We start from the raw sequence: 17,566 nt of genomic DNA on the forward strand, positions 1-17,566 counted from the left end.
GGAACGTTCGGGAACGGTCAGGAGCCGTCGGCCGGTCCCGGCTGGACGGCGCAGAGCGCGTTGACGCCGCCCGCGCCGAACGGCGCCCCGCCGAGCAGGGTGGTCAGCACACCCCGGCAGACGGCCGCCTCCTGGGGAGTCTTCGGCCCCTCGGCGGCGGCCGGCTGGGCGAGCAGCACCACGGGCGCCGCCAGCAGCAGCACGGAACAGGCCGCACGAGCGGCGCACTTCCTCGCGTTCGACAGGACGGGGTTCATCTCGGGGACCTCCGGATCGGGTTCGGGATCGGGATCGGACGAGCGATTCCTATCCGAAGCAGCCCGCCCGTTCGCGGACGCTGCGCCGTCCGAGGGCGTGTCAGCGCCCCCGCCACGACGAGCGCCCCGCCGCGACGAGCGCCCCGCGCGGCAGGCGCCCGTGCGTCCCGCCCCGCAGGTCAGGCCGCCACGCGTCAGCCCCCGTGCGCCGGCCCGGGCACGGGGCTGACGGCGGTCCGGCGGACACTCCCGCCGGTCCCTCGGGCCGGCGGGGTGCCGTGGTGGCGCCGTGGCGCGTCCCCCGGTCCGCTCAGTCGCCGGTGAAGGAGGCACCCGGCGACGCCAGGACCTTCGCCGCGCAGGCGTGGCCGCGCTCGGCGGCGGCCCGCAGGTCCCGGTCGGCCAGGTAGCCGGCCAGGAAGCCGGCGGCGAAGGCGTCGCCGGCGCCGGTCAGGTCGCGCACCTCGCCGACCGGCGGGACGGGCACCGCGAACGCGTCCCGGCCGGGGGCGTCGACGGTGGTCGCCTCCGCGCCGGACTTGGTGACCACCGTGGTGGCGGCCAGCCGGGCGCGCTCCGGGCCGGGACGGCCGTCGACGAGCAGCCCGAGGAACGCGGACTCCTCCCGATTGGCGAACAGCAGGTCGGGCGCCAGCTCGGCGGTGAGGGCGAGGAAGCGCTCGCGGCCGAACGCGGCCAGCATGCCGGTCGAGGAGGCGTCCAGCGAGACGGTGCCGCCCGCCCGGCGCACCCGCCGGACGGCGTCCAGCGCGGCGGAGCCGATCGGCTCCCCGTCGAAGGAGTAGGCGGGGACGTGCAGGTGGGTCAGCCCGGCCAGCCAGGCGTCCGGGACGTCGTCGAGCAGCAGGGCGGCGCCCCGGTCCGGGAGCATGGTCCGCTCGCCGGCCTCGTCGATGAGCACCACGATGCTGCCGGTCTCGCCCCGGCGGGCCGCCCGGACGTCCACGCCGTGGCCGGCCAGTTCGGCGACGACGCCGTCCCCGGCCGGGTCGTTCCCGACGCAGCCGATGAAGCGCACGGGCCCCTGGCCGGCGGCCGCGAAAGAGGCGGCGACGTTGGCCGCGCTGCCGCCGCGGCGCCGGAACACCCGGGCGCTGGAGTCGGTGCCGTGCCGCAGCGGGCCGTCGACCCAGACGACGACGTCCTCGACCAGGTCGCCGAGTACCCCGAGCACGGGTTCAGGCCTCGTCGCGCAGGGCCGCCAGCGCGGTGGCGATCTCGCCGCCGAGCCGCACGTTGCCGCGGTAGACCTCGACGTTCACGTCCAGGCTGCGGCCACGGGTGTCGCGCTGGATGAAGTCGAGCAGGAACGGCGTCGAGGCGTTGCCGGTGATGCCCCGGCGCTCGGCCTCGGCCCAGGCCCGACCGAGCAGTTCGTCAAGCTCCTCCGGCGGCAGCTGCTTGGCCGGGTCGACCGGGTTGGCGATCAGCACCGCCTGCGGCAGCTCCAGGCCGTCCCGGGCGGCGATCACCCGGGCGGCCTCCTCGGGCGTGTCCACCTTGAAGTTGATCTCGTGGCCGGAGTCGGTGACGTAGAAGCCGGGGTACTTGCGGGTCCGGTAGCCCACGACCGGGATGTTCAGCGTCTCGAACCGCTCCAGGGTGGCCCGGATGTCGAGGATCGACTTCACTCCCGCGCTGACCACGGTGACCGGCGTGGCGGCGAGCGTCGTCAGGTCGGCCGACTCGTCGAAGGTCTCGGACGCGCCGAAGTGCACGCCGCCGAGCCCGCCGGTGGAGAAGACCCGGATCCCGGCCCGGTGGGCGAGGAACGCGGTGGCCGCCACCGTCGTCCCGCCGTGCCGGCCCAGCGCGGCGACCACCGGCAGGTCGCGCAGGCTCGCCTTGTCGAGGTCGTCCGACTCCGACAGTTCCTTGATCTGCTCGGTGGCGAGGCCGACCGTCGGCACACCCGCGTACACGCCGATGGTCGCCGGCACCACGCCCGCGGCCCGCAGCCGCTCCTCCGCCTCCAGCGCGACCGTCAGGTTGCGGGGGCGCGGCAGGCCGTGGGTGAAGATGGTCGACTCCAGGGCGACGACGGGGCGCCCGTCGGCAACGGCCTGGGTGACTTCGTCGGAGATACGGATGGGCAGTCCGGTCATGGCACGAACTCTCTCTGCGATGCCACCACGGTGTGGCAACCGCGGCTCAGCCTAGGGATCGTTCGCATCGGTATCCAGAATGAGTCCTGGTCCTTCCCATAGCCTTCCGCCTATGGGATTCACCTTGCGTCAGCTCGAAGTCTTCCTCGCCGTCGCCGACACCCTGCACTTCGGCCGGGCCGCCGAGCGGCTGCACATCTCACAGCCGACGGTCAGCCAGGAGGTGGCCCGGCTGGAGCGGACCGTCGGGGTCGAACTCTTCGACCGGAGCCGACGGGCGGTGGCGCTGACGTCGGCGGGCGAGGTGATGGCCGCCGAGGCCGCCGGGCTGCTCGACCGGGCCGGAACGCTGCTCGCCCGGGTCCGGCTGCACGAGCAGTCGCGGCTCGGTCTCGCCCGGATCGTCGCCTCCCCCAGCGTGATGAACCGTCTGCTGCCGGCCGTGGTCAGCCGCGCCGAACGGGAGCTGCCGGCACTGGAGACCGTCGAGCTCGCCGTCGACACCGGCCAGGTCTCCGCCACCCTGGCTGCCGAACACGCCGACATCGGCCTCGGCCGGTTCCTCGACGAGACGCCCGGCTACCGGCGCGAGAAGCTCCTCGACGAACCCGTCCGGGTGGCGCTGAGCCGCGGCCACGCCCTCGCCGGGCGCGCCGCCGTCCGCCTGCCCGACCTCGGCGACCTCCCGCTGCTGCTGTGGCCGCGCGAGCAGCACCCGCGCTACTACGACCACGTCCTCGGCCTCTGCACCGACCACGGCGTGGAGCCGCCGGTCCTGGTCAGCCCGCCCAGGATCGTCGGCTCCCGGCTCTACCTGCTCTCGCAGAGCCGCGCCTTCTCCCTCGTCCCCGCCTCACTGGCCGGCCACCTCACCGAGGACGTGGTCACCGTCCCGCTCGCCGGACCGGCCGCCCTGCCGCTGGAGATGCAGTGGCGACTGGACGACCACCGACCCCGCCTGGCCGCCCTGCGCGACCTGATCCGGGAGGAGGCGACCACCCTCGCCACCGGCTGAGCACCGCGACACACCCGGCGTGCCGGACCGTGCCGGACCGTGCCGCCCTGACCGCCCTGACCGCCCTGACCGCCCTGGCCGCCCTGGCCGCCGGTGGGCGCTCGTCAGCACTCCCAGAAGAAGCGGCCTCCGCGGTGATCGGGCCTGACGAAGCCGAAGCCGTACCCGTGGCCGAAGTTGAGGAGGTACGGATCGCCGTCATCGGGCGCGGGTCTACCAGCCACCCGGTGATCACGACTCGACATGCGCCGTAGGTGGCGCGCTGAGGTGCCGGACCCCGAGGGCGGCCAAGGGGTCGAGTCAACGGTCAACCAGCCGTGGACGAGGGGCCTCGCCCGTGGATTCCACGTCAGTGTCGTCGGCGGCGTCGATGCCGACCGGGCCTCGGGGAAGTATCCGGTCCAGCCACCTCGGCAGCCACCAGTTGGCCCGGCCGAGGAGTGTCATGGTCGCCGGCACCAGCACCATGCGTACGACCGTGGCGTCGACGAAGATCGCGGTGGCCAGGCCGAGCCCGAACATCTTGGCGGACGGGTCCTCGGCGACGGCGAAGGACAGGAAGACCGCCACCATGATGAGGGCGGCCGAGGTGATGATCCGGGCGGTGCCCGAGACACCCTCGACGATCGCCGTGCCGTTGTCGCCGGTGCGCAGGTACTCCTCGCGGACGCGGGAGAGGAGGAACACCTCGTAGTCCATCGACAGGCCGAACAGGATGGCGAAGAGGAACATCGGGATGAACGACACGATCGGAACCGTCGCTTCCAGCCCGATGAGTGCGCCTCCCCAGCCCCACTGGAAGACCGCGACCATGACGCCGTAGGCCGCGCCGATGCTCAGCAGGTTCAGCAATACCGCCTTGAGCGGTACGAGGACCGAACGGAAGACCAGCATCAGCAGCAGGAACGACATCGCCAGCACGGCGGCGACGAACACCGGCAGGCGTTGGCTGGTGCGTCGGCCGACATCGGACAGGCTCGCGGCGGCGCCGCCGACGTGGGCCCTCGCCGGGCCGTGCCCGATCGCCGTGGGCAGCACCTCGGTGCGCAGCCGGGCGACGGTGTCGGCCGTGCTCTTCTCCTGCGGACCGCTGGTCGGGAACACCACCAGGGTCGCGATGCCGGTGGCCCGGTCGATGTGCGTCGGCGCGACGGAGGCGATGCCCGAATCCGCCACGACCGCCCCGACGAGACGGTCCAGCACTTCCGGATCACCGGCGGGGTCCGCGGCGATGACGAGGGGACCGTTGGTACCCGGGCCGAACCCCTCGGCGACGAGGTCGTACGCGCGGCGCTCGGTACGGCTCCGCGGCAGCGACCCGTCGTCGGGCAGGCCGACGCGCAGGCCGAGCACGGGCAGCGTCGCCGTCAGCAGCAGCCCCGCCGCGCCGAGCGCGTACGGCACCGGGTGCCGGCTGACGTGCCCGATCCAGCGCCGCCACCCGGCGGCGGGGGCGGCGCCCGCCTCCGTGTCCTGCCGCCGGCCGGATCGGCCCGGCCGCCACGCCCGAAGTGCCCCGCCGATCCGACTGGCCCGGCCCAGACGCGGGCCGGCCACGCCGAGGAAGGCCGGCAACAGCGTCCCCGACGCCAGCACCATGGTCAGGACGACGATCGAGACGGCAAGGCCGCCCACCGTCATGAACGGCACGTTCGCGACCGCCATGCCGAGGATCGACACGACGACGGTGCCGCCGGCGAAGACCACGGGCCGCCCCGCCGTGACCACCGCCCGTCCGGCCGCCTCGTGCGGATCGAGCCCGCGGGCGAGGTACTCCCGGTGCCTGGCGAGCACGAACAGCGCGTAGTCGATGCCCACTCCGAGCCCGACCATGCTGCCCAGGACCGGTGCGAAGGTGGGGACGTCCGTCACTCCCGCCAGTACCGTCATCGTGGCGACCCCGACGGTCAGCCCGAAGACCGCCATGCCGATCGGCAGCGCGGCGGCGACGAGCGAACCGAACGCCAGGAACAGGATCGCGGCCGCGGCGAGAAGGCCGATCAGCTCGCTCACGCCGCCGTCGGGGTCGGCGAAGGCGTAGAAGAGGGTCCCGCCCATCTCGATGCGCAGGGGCAGTTCGGCGCGCAGCCGGTCGCCGAGATCGACGAGGGCATGGAGGTCTTCGGCCGACAGCCGGCTCTGGTCGGGGTACTGCACGCGGACGAGCGCGATCCGCCCGTCGGCCGAGACGAGGCCGCCGCGCACGGTGGTGTCCCGGGCCGCGTCGAGTGCCCCCGCCGGGTCGCTCGTGCCGAGCACGTGCGGCAGCCGCTGCACCTCGGTCTGCAGCCGTGCGAGAGCGGTGCGCGCGCTGTCGTGGTCGAAGAACGTCGCGGCGCCGTCGAGGGGGGTGACGACCACGTGGGCGGTCATCCCCTCCTGGCCGGTGCCGGCCCGCTCGATCAGTTCCGCGGCCCGCTGGGAGTCCAGTCCCGGAGCGGTCATCGAATCCGCATTCCGCCCGCCGAAGGCGACGGCGGCGAGGACGACGAGCGTGGCGGCGACCAGCCATGCCGCGATCACCCGCCAGGGATGGCGGGCGGCGCTTGCGCCCAGGCGCAACAGGGCTTTCGAGAGCATCGGGTCCTCCAACCACCTCGCCGGCCGTCCTTGTACGGCCGCCGATGTCGAGGCTCGTCGCCACGGCGCTCCGCGGCATCGGCCCGCGGGCCGCGGATCCGTCGGCCCCGGGGCGGACTGACGACCCGTCCTTTCGGCCGATGCGCGGCAAGCAGCGGTCCGTAGGCTGAGAACCGTGCTCCGAGACGACCTGCGAACCCTGTGGACCGAACCCCGGCCGCCCGGCGCGCCCGCCCGGGTGCGGCGGGACTGGGCGCTGCTCGCCGCGTGCCTCGCCGCTGTGGCGCTGGAGGCCACCCTGCGGGAGGACGTCGTGTGGCGGCCGGTGGCGGTGGTGTACGCCGTCTGGCTGTGCCTGCTGCCCCTGTGGCGCCGGACCCGCCCGCTGGCGACGGTGACGCTGGCGTTCGGCTCGGTGGTCCTGCTTCCGGTGGCCTCGCTCGTCGCCGCACGGCACGAGCCCGTCGGCCTGTACACCGGCGCGGTCGTGCTCGTGCTGGTGTACGCGCTGCCCCGGTGGGGATCGGGACGGGAGATCGTGCTGGGCGGCGCGCTGATCCTCGTGGTCGGCGCGCTGTGTGTCGTCACGGACGACACCCCGGTCGTCGACAAGGTCGGGGGCTACGTCTTCCTGCTGCTGCCCGGCGTGCTCGGGGCTGCCGTGCGGTTCCGGGGGACCGCTCGCGAGCGGCAGTTGGAGCAGGTGCGCTCCCGCGAGCGCGAGCAGCTCGCCCGGGAACTGCACGACACGGTGGCCCACCACGTGTCCGCCATGGTGATCATCGCCCAGGCGGGCCGGGTGCTCGCGGGCACCGACCCGTCCGCCGCCGTCGAGGCGCTGGAGGGGGTCGAGGAGGAAGGGGCGCGCACGCTGGAGGAGATGCGCGCCATGGTCGCCGCGCTGCGCGACCGCGGGGTCGGCGCCGAACTGGCGCCGCCTGCCGGCGTCGCGGACCTGGAGCGCCTGGTGCGCACCCCGGGTGGTCGCCTCAAGGTCGACCTGGGGCTCGACGGCGAGCTGGCCGCGCTGCCCCCGGCCGTGGACGCTGCCGTCTACCGGATCGTGCAGGAGTCGGTGACCAACGCGCTGCGCCACGCGGTCGACGCGACCGAGGTCGTCGTCCGGGTCTCCGAGCAACGGCACACGGTACGGGTGAGCGTGCGCGACAACGGCCGGCGCACCGGCCGGGGTCGCGACGGATACGGACTCACCGGATTGCGCGAGCGCGCGACGCTGCTCGGCGGCACACTTCGAGCCGGCCCGGGTAACGACCGGGGGTGGTATGTCGACGCCGAACTGCCGAGAGCGAGGAACGAGAGCGGTGTCCATTCGCGTCCTCGTCGCTGACGACCAGACGATCATCCGCACCGGGTTGCGGATCATGCTGAATGCCCAGCCCGGCATCGAGGTGGTCGGCGAGGCCGCCGACGGGCGGGAGGCGGTCCGTCTGGCCCGCGAACTACGCCCCGAGGTCTGCCTGTTCGACATCCGGATGCCCGTACTCGACGGGCTGGAGGCCACCCGGCTGATCGCCGGCCCGGGCGTCGCCGACCCGCTGGCCGTGGTCGTCATCACCACGTTCGACCTCGACGAGTACGTCTACGGCGCGCTGCGTGCTGGCGCCCGCGGATTCCTCCTCAAGGACACGGGACCGGACCTCCTGGCCCAGGCCGTACGGTCGGCGTCCGGCGGTGAGGCGCTCATCGCGCCCAGCGTCACCGTCCGTCTGCTCCGGGCATTCGCGGACCTGCCCGCCGGCCGGCCCCCGGCCCAGCCGGTCTCCCCCGTCACCGCCCGCGAGGAGCAGGTGCTCCTCGCCGTCGCTCGCGGGCTGACCAACACCGAGATCGCCGATGCACTGCACATCAGCCTCAGCACGGTGAAGACGCATCTGGCCAGCCTGATGGCCAAACTCGGCGCCCGCAACCGGGTCGAGATCGCGATGTGGGCCTACGAAACGCGCCGCATCCTCCCCGGAAGCTGAGCCGGGTGCGGGGCAGGTCCAGTGCGGCAGGGTAGGTGACCAACGAGGCTCCCTGGCCGGTTGCTTGAGACGTGAGACATCTCGCTCAACCGCCCGGGAGCCTCGTTCGTTCTGCCCTCACGCCGGAGCACCCCGCCGTCACCCGATCGGTGCCCGCCCTGAAAACGCTCACTGTCCGAGCAAGTTCGGGTGATCATGGGCATCAGTGACGTTCAGTCGCAGCTCTGGAACGTACTGCCGTGAGCAGATCAGCATGACCTTCGTATGGCCCCCTGGCCTTCGGCGCGGACCCCGGCACCTGTCCGCGTCAGGGCCCGCGCCGCGCGTCGGGCGTCCCCGACCGGGCCTCAGCGCAGCGGCAGGCTCTCGATGGTGAAGGCCGGGCTGGTCAGCGGTCCGCCGTAGAGGTAGGTGTCCATCTGGGAGTTGGTCACCAGCAGCCGGCCCCCGCTCACGGCGACGCCGGTGGTGGTGTCGGCGCCTGGGAAGGTGCGTTCGGAGACGACGACTGCCCGGGTGCTCCCGGCGGACAGTCGCAGTTCGGTGACCACGTTGTTCACCGAACGCGCGACGTACAGGGTGTTTCCCCGCCGGACGATGCCGTCGGCGCTGGGCAGCGGCGGTGCGTCGATCCTGCGGACATCGCCGGTGGTGAGGTCGAGCCGGTAGAGGGCGCCGCTGTACCAGTAGCCGATGATCAGCGACGTGCCGTCGGGGGCGGTGGTGATGCCGTTGCCGTTGGACTGGCCGGCCACGTAGTCCGGCAGGTGGTAGGCCACCTGCAGGGTCCGGTGGGCGCCGGTGGCGGGGCCGTCCACCTCGGCGGCCGGAATCCGGTAGACCACGGCGCGCAGCGAGTCGGTGATGTAGACGTCCCCGTTGGGGGCCACGGCCGCGTCGTTGACGAGGGTCTGCTCGCCGGTATCAGGGACGGTGTAGGCCGCGACGAGCCTCCCGGAAGTGCTGTAGACGAAGAAGCGCCCGGTGAACGCGCCGGCGACCAGCAGGCGGTTGCCGGTGATCTTGATGCCGGTGGCCTGGGTGCGGCCGTCCTGGCCGGCCGGCAGGAAGGGTTCGAGCGTGGTCGCCCCGGTGCGTCCCCGGTAGACGGTGCCGTCGCCGATGCTGCTGGCGTAGACGAAGTGGCGGTCGGCCGCCACGCTTTCGGGGAACGCGCGGCTGCCGTCGAGGGTGATCGCCTGGTCGCCGTTCCCGCCCTGGGAGGCGTGGGCGGGGCCACCGGGGGTGGCGGCGGTCGCGGGAAGCGTGAACGCGGTCAGGGCCGCGGAGGTGGCGGTAAGGGCGACGAGCGCGCGCCGCCCGATGACGCGGACGGTTGTACGGGCGGACGCGGCGCGGGTGGACGCGGTGTGCGGGGGAACTGTGCGGGAGGACATGGTCGGCAACTTTCCGGGTGATGGCAGGGTCGTACACGGTCATGGAACGAGGGGTGAGCGCCTCGCGGCGTGACGAACCCAGATTGACCTGGTCACTCTCTATCGGTAAGTAGCCACTTGCTGGTGAGGTAACCACCTACAGGAAAGTATCGAGGTGAGCGGGATGGCGACCGCCGAGAATGTGACGGAGCCCATGGCGTCATGGGACCCGTACACGCGCGGTTGCCCCTCGCGCGGCCTGCTCCCGGTTGCGGCAGCGGCTGGCCGGAGGGGGACCACTGCGCGTACTCATCCAGTGGTCGGTGGAGCGTCGTGCGGGGCCGGGCGCGCGGTGTGCGGGGGCTCGGGGTGCACCGAGGTGCACGGCGCGGGCGAGGGGCGCGCGCTGCGGCCCGTGCGTCCGCGGGTCCGGCTCCGACCACAACCACCCTGGTCACCGACACGTTGCATGCGCGTGAACCGCTTCGCCCGTCCCCTGCAGATCGCCTGCCGGAGCGCCGTCCGCGTGGCCGCCGCGCTGCTCCGCGCCGGCCGCGGCCTCGCCGCCGCCGTCGTCCGTGCCGACGCCCGCGCCGAGGCCGCCCTGCGCTCCTGGGCCCGGCCCCTCACCACCCGGATCGCCGAGGTGCTCCGCCGACTCGCCGCCGCCAACTGCGGTGACGCGCTGAGCCGTCACCTCCCGTGCCGCTCCCGGGAACGGACCCGCGACGCGGGTCTGCTCGACGACCGATCCTGACCTGCGACGCACCCACCGGTAGGACGGCCGCGCGCCCCGGACCACGCGGTGGTCCGGGGCGCGCGACGGGTCACGCCGGGGCGTCAGGCCCTGCAGAGGCCCGTCGTCCAGTCGACGGTCGCGGCGGCGCGGGAGTAGCGCCACTGCGGGGCGAGCAGGTCGCGGTCGAGCTGGGCCGCGGCCGGCTTGTCCTCGACGACGTAGCCGAAGTCCTGCAGCCAGGCCGGGTAGAGGTTCTTGGAACCGATGTAGAACGTCGAGCCGTCCACCGCGACCAGCTTGTGGTGCAGCTGGTACGGGTGGCCGTCCGCCCAGGTGGGGGCGTCGGCGACGCGGAAGGAGGCGAGCTGCAGGTTGCCGCAGAGCGCGGCGCCGGCCTTGGCCGGGTCGCCGGTGAGGGCGGTCAGCCGGGACTTGAGGACGTCGCTGATCTCGGACAGGGACTTGATCTGCGAGTAGCCGCCGCTGCCGACCGCGCCGCGGTTGGCCGGGTCGCTCACCACGATCCGCACCTTGACGCCGGCCGCGAGCTTGGCGGCCAGCAGCTCGTAGAGCCGGGCGTCGTAGCGGGGCAGCGGCGGGCAGGTGCCGTTCATGTCCTGCTGCGAGATCTCGACGTGGCTGGTGGCGCTGGAGACGAGCGCGCGCAGGGCGTTCTCCTCCGGGTTCACCGTCTCGTAGTCGCGGTCGGCGTTGGTGTTGTCGTGCAGGGCGAGCGGCCCGCACTTGGTGTCGGAGACGCCGGGGACCGGTCCCTGACGGTACGCCGAGGACGGGTCGTCGGTCTTGATGCCGACGCCGAGGCCGCCCACCGCGATCACGGGCACGGTGCCGGTGGCGGGCGCCGCGGGGTTGAGGTCCCGCTCCAGCGACGGGCGGCAGGAGCCGCCGTTGCTGGAGGCGAACCAGGCGTTGTCGAACACGCCGGTGCGGCCGCAGGTCCACTCCCACAGGGTGTCCAGGTAACGGGCGGCGGACGTGGCGGCGGGGCCGGTCAGGGCGAGGTCGACGTCCGAGACCGGGTGGGCGGTGTCGAGGTAGTCGTCCTTCCAGCCGTTGATGCCGCCGGCGACCACGCTGCGGCCGTCGACCACCAGCAGCTTGGAGTGGTTCCAGGAGAGCGCGGTGCGCGAGGTGGTCATGGAGGCCACGGTGAGGGTGACCGAGCCGGCGGCGGGGCCGAGCTTGGCGACCAGCTCGTCGCGGTAGCGGGACGGCAGGACGTTGACGTTGTAGACCGGCGCGGCACCGACCAGGATGCGGACCTGGAGCCGGTTGCCCGCGGCGACGGAGGCCTTGAGCCCGTCGACGAGGGCGTCCTGGAAGCCGCCGTTGGGGAACGGCGCCAGGGTGGAGACGTCGACCGTTCGCGTGGCGGCGGAGACGTCGGCCCGCATCCGGTCCAGCAGGGCGCGGGTGCCGGGGCGGTCGGTGCAGGCGGCGTCGCCCCAGCAGCCCGGGGTCTGCAGCAGCCAGCCGGCCGGGTTCCCGGCGTCGGCGTGCAGGCTGTTGCCCGCGGTCCGCTGCCAGACCGTGCCTTCCAGGCCCGGCGCCACCTCGCGCAGAGCGCGCTCGACCGCGTCGAGATGGGCGGTGTCGGCGGCGTCCCCCGCGGTGCCGGACGCGGTGTCGGCGTGAGCCGGCAGGGGCGGGACGACGGCGAGCAGGGTGGTGGCTGCGGCGGCGGCCAGGGCCGCCCGCACGAGGCGGCCGGACCGGCGGGACCAGGACAGGGACACGTGTGTGGTTCCTTCAGGAAGCTGCGGGGGAGCTGCGGTGGATCATGGTTCACCGCTGCGGGTGGATCATGGTTCACCCGTGGGACGACCCGAGATTACCGGAAAGTAACTTGATGTCTAATCTGCCCATGACAATGAGTCACCCGGCTTGAAACAGACCCGCCGTTCGGCCCCCGCCGACCGGCTGGGACGCATCGGCGCAGCTCACCGGCCCTCCCGTCCTGACGCCGCGTCGGAACGGTCGGTGGCCGGAACGAAGCGTCCCCGCCCGGAGATACCGGACGGGGACGCGGCACGAGGCGCGGGCGCCCAGGGGTGCACGGGCCCGGGCGCAGCAGGGTCGCGCGGGTGCAGGGAGCCCGCGCGGTGCGGGGTCAGCTCGCCGGGCCGGCCAGGACCTCGCTCACCAGCTCGCGGGCCTCTGCCTGGACCCGGACGAGGTGCTCGTCGCCCTGGAAGGACTCCGCGTAGATCTTGTACACGTCCTCGGTGCCGGACGGGCGGGCGGCGAACCAGGCGCTCTCGGTGCACACCTTGATGCCGCCGATGGCCGCTCCGTTGCCGGGCGCCTCGGTGAGGACGGCGGTGATCGGCTCCCCGGCCAGCTCGCCGGCCTTCACCTGCTGCGGGGAGAGCCGCGCCAGCAGCGCCTTCTGCTCCCGGTCGGCCGGGGCGTCCACCCGCGCGTAGGAGGGGGCGCCGAACTTCTCGGTGAGGTCGCGGTAGTACTCGCTCGGCGTGCGGCCGGTCACGGCGGTGATCTCCGAGGCCAGCAGGGCGAGCAGGATGCCGTCCTTGTCGGTGGTCCAGACGCCGCCGTCACGGCGCAGGAAGGACGCCCCGGCCGACTCCTCGCCGCCGAAGGCGATCGAGCCCTCCAGGAGCCCGTCCACGAACCACTTGAAGCCGACCGGGACCTCGACCAGCTCGCGCTCGAGGTCGGCCGCGACGCGGTCCAGCATCGAGGAGGACACCAGGGTCTTGCCCACCGCCGCGTCGGCCGGCCAGTCGGCGCGGTGGCGGTAGAGGTAGTCGACGGCGACGGCCAGGTAGTGGTTGGGGTTCATGAGCCCGCCGTCCGGGGTCACGATGCCGTGCCGGTCGGCGTCGGCGTCGTTGCCGGTGGCGATCGCGTACTCGTTCCGGCGGCCGATCAGCGAGGCCATCGCGGCGGGCGAGGAGCAGTCCATCCGGATCTTGCCGTCCCAGTCCAGCGTCATGAACCGCCAGGTCGGGTCGGTGACCGGGTTGACCACGGTCAGGTCGAGGCGGTGCGTCTCGGCGATCCGCGCCCAGTAGGCGACGGAGGCGCCGCCCAGCGGGTCCGCACCGATCCGCAGGCCGGCCGCGCGGACCGCGTCCAGGTCCAGCACCGAGACCAGGTCGTCGGTGTAGGTGGTGAGGAAGTCGTGGCGGCCGGTGGTGGCGGCGGCCAGTGCCCGCGCGTACGGCACCCGCTTGACGCCCCGCAGGCCGTCGCGGATCAGCGCGTTGGCGCGGTCCTGGATCCAGCCGGTGGCCTCGGAGCCGGCCGGCCCGCCGCTCGGCGGGTTGTACTTGAAACCGCCGTCGCGCGGCGGGTTGTGCGAGGGCGTCACCACGATGCCGTCGGCGAGGGCCTGCGGGCGGCGGCGGTTGTGCGCGAGGATCGCGTGCGAGACGGCCGGGGTCGGCGTGTAGCCGTCGGAGCTGTCCAGGAGGACGTCGACGCCGTTGGCGGCCAGCACCTCCACCGCGGTCACCTGGGCGGGCTCGGAGAGCGCGTGGGTGTCCGCGCCGAGGAACAGCGGGCCGGTGATGCCCTGTTCGGCCCGGTACTCGCAGATCGCCTGGGTGGTCGCGGCGATGTGGTCCTCGTTGAACGCCGCGTCCAGCGAGGAGCCGCGGTGCCCCGAAGTGCCGAACGCCACCCGCTGGCCCGGCTCCTCCGGGTCCGGGTGCAGCGCGTAGTACGCCGTCACCAGCCGCGCCACGTCGACCAGGTCGTCCGGCTGTGCCGGCTGGCCGGCCCGTGCGTGTGCCATGGGTGTCTCCCACCTGTTCCCTGTCCGTGCGCCGGCCGCGGTCGCGCGGCCCGGCGCGTCCTGCCCCGTGCTCACCGATCGTAACCAGAACATGCCCCCGCCCCGTACCGGGCACGGAACCGGGCGGTGACGGAACGGAGCGGGGGTGGGCAGGGGCAGGAGCCGGTCGGGCAGGATCCGCTTCCCCCGGCCGCGACGGTCAGGCGGGCAGCTGCTCGCGGTAGGCGTCCAGAGCCGGGGCGGTGGTGGTCGCGACGAACTCCGTCACCCGGTACTCGGCCAGCCCGGCCAGGGTGAAGGGGTCGCTGCCGGTGATCGCCTCGATCGTCGCGCGGTCCTCGGCGACGGCCAGGATCATCCCGCCGTCCCGCGGCACCTTGCGCCCCGAGGCGAGGAACGTCCCGGCCTCGTAATGCCCCTTCAGCCAGGTCACGTGCTCCGGCAACACGGCGTCGATGCGCTCCAGGGGCGCGGTGTACGTCAGCTCCAGTACGAACATGCCGTCAGGCTAGCCGGTCGCCCCCGGCGCGGCGTCAGCGGTGGCGGGGGCCGACGCCTTCGGCGGGATCCCGGCGCCGCCGGGGAGGGCCGCGGCAGCGTGTCAGACCACATCATGCCAGGTCAGGAGTGTCTCCGGTAGGACTCAGCACACGCCCGACCGGCCTTGTCCGGCACCGCGTCGACCCCGCAGACTCGTCGGCATCCACTCCCCCGGCCCCGTGCCGGCGCCCGTCCCGGGTGCCGGGACGCACGTCGTGCTGCCCCGGCGGCCGGGAGGACGAGTGGCCGAGCGAGGGGGAACAGATGGTGGACCAGGATGCGGTGCTGCGGGCCCGGATGCTGCTGACGACTACCGACCGGCGGGTCCTCCGCGGCCCGGACGCACTGGGCGTGTACCGGCTGATGACCTCCGTCGCGCCGGAGGTGTACGGCTCCAAGCTGGCGTACGTGCTGGTGGAGGCGGCCGGCTCGCCCGCGCTGCGCGACCTGCCCCAGGCCCGGGCATCACTGCTGGACGAGGCGGTCGCCGTGGCACAGGCCCTGGAGGAGCGCAACCCGTTCCGCGCGAAGGTGCTCGCCAGGGCACTGGCGGCCCGTCAGGCGCTGTAGGGGCCGTCGGCTGTCGTGGGCGTCGGCCCGCCCCGGGGTCCCGCACCCCGGGGCGGGCCGTTGGCCCGCGCACCGGTGGACGCGCCGGCCGGGCACGCCGGGCCGAGGGCTTTCCCAGGACGGGAGCCGGGAAGGGTGACGACCAACGGGTCACCCGGCCGGGACACGTCGGGGTCGTGGTCGTTCCCGGGATGGAGCAAGTCCGCGTGCCGAACACCCCCCAGGGTCCGTACTGTCCGTTCCAGGGCCCGAAAGAGCGCAACGAGCTGCTGGTGGACGGCAGTGCCGCACGAAACCTCGCCTCCTTCCGACCACCTGACGGACGACGAGGTCCGCCGGCTCATGGACCTGTAGAGCAGCACACTCGACGACTCCGGGCGAGCGAGGGCGACCGTGACCAGTACCAGCGGACAACCATCACACCCTGTTCACGGGGGGAGGACCACCAGCTGGCCGGCGAAGGTCTTCGCGCTCGACCCCGCGGGGATCAACTGGCCGCGGGCCGTGATGTTCCTGGACGTCGCACTGGTGCCGCTCGTCGTCTTCTGGGCGATCGGGTACGAGCAGTACCTGCTCAGCGCACTCTTCGGGCTCCTGTTCGCGGCACTGGAGGACCCGGGCGGCGGCCACGGGAGGCGTGCCTGGCACCTGGCCCTCTTCGGCCTGATCGGCGCGGGCGTGACCGCGCTGGGATTCGGCATCGGCGGACAGGCCTGGGGCTGGATGGCGCTGACGGCCTTCGTGGTCACCCTGGCGGCCGGCCTGATGGCCGCGTTCGGCGTCCGAAGATTCGTGAACGCCCTGCTCCTCAACATCTGGTTCATCATCGCCCTCGCCCTCGGCTACAGCTTCCACCACTCCGCCCACATCACCAGCTACATCTGGGCCCAGGCGGTCGCGTGGGCCGGAGGGTCGGCGCTGTGGATCCTGATCACGTTCATCGGATGGCTGATCCACGGGCGCCGGGACCGGCCCCAGCCGGTCGCGGAGCTCCCCGGCGACACCACGCGGCGGAAACTGACCGCGCCGATGATCATGTTCGCGGTGATCCGCGCCCTGGTCATGTTCGCCACCGTCGCCCTCGCGTTCGGACTCAACCTGGACCACGGCCTGTGGATGCCGATCGCGGCCATGGTCGCCATGAAGCCCAGCCTGGAACAGAGCACCGTCGTCGCCGCCCAGCGCCTCGCCGGCGCCCTGATCGGCGCCGTCACGGCCGCGCTGGTTCTGCTGATCCCCACCAGTGAACACGGACTCAGACTGTTCGCGGTCACCCGGGGACTCGAAGTGGTCGCGCTCATCCTGTTCATGCACGGCGCGGCCATCCGCTTCTGGAACTACGCCTACTACTGCGCAGCCATCGCCGCGGCCGTCCTCATCCTGCTGGACCTCCCACAACCCTCCGACTACGCCGCCGAGGGCTACCGGGTGCTGTGGACGCTGTGCGGCGCCGGACTCGGCGTCCTCGTCATGCTGCTCGCCGGCCTGCTCGGCAAACGCGCCGCGCACCGTACCGCCAAGGCTTCACCGCACCCCGCCTGATTCGCCGGGGACTTCGAGACGGCCGCAATTCGATCCGTGGGGACCCGGGGGCGTCACGGTCAGCGAGGGCGACCTGGCCGTGCAGGCCGAGCAGTACCCGCCGGCGAGCGATCCCGCACCCCCGGTGTCACGCTGGGTTCACGCAGTCTCTACGGAAGGAAGTCACCGCCGTGATCACCACGGAGTTCGTCCCCGGTTCCCCCTGCTGGCTCGACCTCGGCGCCCCCGACGTCTCCGCCGCCGCGGCCTTCTACAGCGCCGTGCTCGGCTGGGAGTACGAATCCATGGGCGAGGGGGAGGAGATGGAGGGGGGCATGTTCCGCAAGGACGGCAAGATCGTCGCCGGCCTCGGCAAGCTCACCGAGGAAGGCGCGCGCTCGGCCTGGATGATCTACTACAGCGTCGCCGACGCGGACGCCACGACGCGGGCCGTGGAGAGCGCCGGCGGCACGGTGCGGGTGGCGCCGACGGACCTCGACGGCTGGGGCCGGATGGCGCAGTACAGCGACCCGCTGGGCGGCCAGTTCGCCGTCTGGCAGCCGGGCACGAGCAAGGGCGTCGACCTGGTGGACGAGCCCGGATCGCTGTCCTGGACCGAGCTGTACACGAGCGACGCGGCGGCCGCCAAGGCCTTCTACGGCGGTGTCTTCGACTGGCGCTTCAGCGACATGGAGCTGCCGGGCGGCGGGGGCTCGTACACCCTCATCACCCCCGCCGGGCTGCCCGAGGAGCGCATGCAGGGCGGGCTCATGGAACTCCCCGAGGAACACCTCGCCCTCACCGGCGGACGGCCGTACTGGCACCCGGTCTTCGCCGTCGCCGACTGCGACGCCGCGGTCGCGAGGGTGAGCGAGAACGGCGGCAGCGTGCAGATGGGGCCGGCGGACGTGGAGGGCGTCGGCCGGCTGGCCGTCTGTCTCGACCGGTCGAACGCGGACTTCGTCGTTCTCACTCCGGTCGAGGGCTGAGCCCGGCGCGTCGGGAGCCCGGGTCGGCGGCCCGGGCCGGTCGCCCCCCTTCGCCGGGAGGCGTGGGGGGTCAACGGAAGGGGAATC

The 17,566-nt window shown here is 73.3% G+C and carries 15 protein-coding genes; 7 read left to right on the top strand and 8 right to left on the bottom strand.

Features of this window, described 5'->3' with window-relative positions:
* Positions 1-17: 17 nt before the first annotated feature.
* The 3 genes from MCM47_RS25965 to MCM47_RS25975 form a co-directional block, all read right to left on the bottom strand.
* Positions 18-257 carry a hypothetical protein gene (locus MCM47_RS25965; protein ID WP_238864117.1) on the bottom strand — a complete coding sequence of 80 codons (240 nt, stop codon included), beginning with the start codon at positions 255-257 and terminating at the stop codon, positions 18-20.
* A 310-nt stretch (positions 258-567) separates the two neighbouring features.
* Positions 568-1,452 carry a PfkB family carbohydrate kinase gene (locus MCM47_RS25970; RefSeq protein WP_238864118.1) on the bottom strand — a complete coding sequence of 295 codons (885 nt, stop codon included), beginning with the start codon at positions 1,450-1,452 and terminating at the stop codon, positions 568-570.
* Positions 1,453-1,456: 4 nt separating this feature from the next.
* Positions 1,457-2,383 (bottom strand): pseudouridine-5'-phosphate glycosidase, encoded by a 927-nt coding sequence (locus tag MCM47_RS25975; RefSeq protein WP_238864119.1) that lies wholly within the window; start codon positions 2,381-2,383, stop codon positions 1,457-1,459.
* A 112-nt stretch (positions 2,384-2,495) separates the two neighbouring features.
* Between MCM47_RS25975 and MCM47_RS25980 the strand changes: the two genes are divergently transcribed.
* Positions 2,496-3,398, top strand: a complete 903-nt coding sequence (locus tag MCM47_RS25980) for a LysR family transcriptional regulator (protein ID WP_238864120.1) — start codon at positions 2,496-2,498, stop codon at positions 3,396-3,398.
* Between the two features lie 300 nt (positions 3,399-3,698).
* On the opposite strand, the gene MCM47_RS25985 is transcribed toward MCM47_RS25980, so the two are convergent.
* A complete protein-coding gene (locus tag MCM47_RS25985) occupies positions 3,699-5,978 on the bottom strand; it encodes an MMPL family transporter (RefSeq protein ID WP_238864121.1) in 2,280 nt (759 codons plus the stop codon).
* A gap of 175 nt (positions 5,979-6,153) precedes the next feature.
* On the opposite strand from MCM47_RS25985, the gene MCM47_RS25990 reads away from it, so the two are divergent.
* Positions 6,154-7,326, top strand: a complete 1,173-nt coding sequence (locus tag MCM47_RS25990) for a sensor histidine kinase (RefSeq protein ID WP_238864122.1) — start codon at positions 6,154-6,156, stop codon at positions 7,324-7,326.
* The gene (locus tag MCM47_RS25995) at positions 7,301-7,963 is read left to right on the top strand and encodes a response regulator transcription factor (protein ID WP_238864123.1); all 663 of its coding nucleotides are present in this window, start codon (positions 7,301-7,303) and stop codon (positions 7,961-7,963) included. Before MCM47_RS25990 ends, MCM47_RS25995 begins: the two co-directional genes overlap by 26 nt.
* A 347-nt stretch (positions 7,964-8,310) precedes the next feature.
* On the opposite strand, the gene MCM47_RS26000 is transcribed toward MCM47_RS25995, so the two are convergent.
* On the bottom strand, positions 8,311-9,360 hold the full coding sequence (locus MCM47_RS26000) for a hypothetical protein (RefSeq protein ID WP_238864124.1): 1,050 nt from the start codon (positions 9,358-9,360) through the stop codon (positions 8,311-8,313).
* Between the two features lie 448 nt (positions 9,361-9,808).
* Between MCM47_RS26000 and MCM47_RS26005 the strand changes: the two genes are divergently transcribed.
* Complete coding sequence (locus MCM47_RS26005; RefSeq protein ID WP_238864125.1) at positions 9,809-10,096, top strand: hypothetical protein; 288 nt, start codon at positions 9,809-9,811, stop codon at positions 10,094-10,096.
* Between the two features lie 83 nt (positions 10,097-10,179).
* On the opposite strand, the gene MCM47_RS26010 is transcribed toward MCM47_RS26005, so the two are convergent.
* The 3 genes from MCM47_RS26010 to MCM47_RS26020 form a co-directional block, all read right to left on the bottom strand.
* Complete coding sequence (locus MCM47_RS26010; RefSeq protein ID WP_238864126.1) at positions 10,180-11,835, bottom strand: phospholipase D-like domain-containing protein; 1,656 nt, start codon at positions 11,833-11,835, stop codon at positions 10,180-10,182.
* A 374-nt stretch (positions 11,836-12,209) separates the two neighbouring features.
* The gene (pgm, locus tag MCM47_RS26015) at positions 12,210-13,859 is read right to left on the bottom strand and encodes a phosphoglucomutase (alpha-D-glucose-1,6-bisphosphate-dependent) (protein WP_238864127.1); all 1,650 of its coding nucleotides are present in this window, start codon (positions 13,857-13,859) and stop codon (positions 12,210-12,212) included.
* A gap of 199 nt (positions 13,860-14,058) precedes the next feature.
* On the bottom strand, positions 14,059-14,358 hold the full coding sequence (locus tag MCM47_RS26020) for a YciI family protein (protein WP_238864128.1): 300 nt from the start codon (positions 14,356-14,358) through the stop codon (positions 14,059-14,061).
* A gap of 305 nt (positions 14,359-14,663) precedes the next feature.
* Here MCM47_RS26020 and MCM47_RS26025 point away from each other — a divergent pair, with 305 nt between their 5' ends.
* The 3 genes from MCM47_RS26025 to MCM47_RS26035 all read left to right on the top strand — a co-directional run bounded on the left by MCM47_RS26025 (position 14,664) and on the right by MCM47_RS26035 (position 17,479).
* Positions 14,664-14,969 carry a hypothetical protein gene (locus tag MCM47_RS26025; RefSeq protein WP_238864129.1) on the top strand — a complete coding sequence of 102 codons (306 nt, stop codon included), beginning with the start codon at positions 14,664-14,666 and terminating at the stop codon, positions 14,967-14,969.
* Positions 14,970-15,362: 393 nt separating this feature from the next.
* On the top strand, positions 15,363-16,511 hold the full coding sequence (locus MCM47_RS43400; RefSeq protein ID WP_238864130.1) for an FUSC family protein: 1,149 nt from the start codon (positions 15,363-15,365) through the stop codon (positions 16,509-16,511).
* Positions 16,512-16,681: 170 nt separating this feature from the next.
* Entirely contained in the window at positions 16,682-17,479 is a 798-nt protein-coding gene (locus MCM47_RS26035) for a VOC family protein (RefSeq protein ID WP_238864131.1), read from the top strand.
* Positions 17,480-17,566: the final 87 nt, after the last annotated feature.

Source organism: Kitasatospora sp. A2-31 (assembly GCF_022288725.1).
Lineage (GTDB): Bacteria > Actinomycetota > Actinomycetes > Streptomycetales > Streptomycetaceae > Kitasatospora.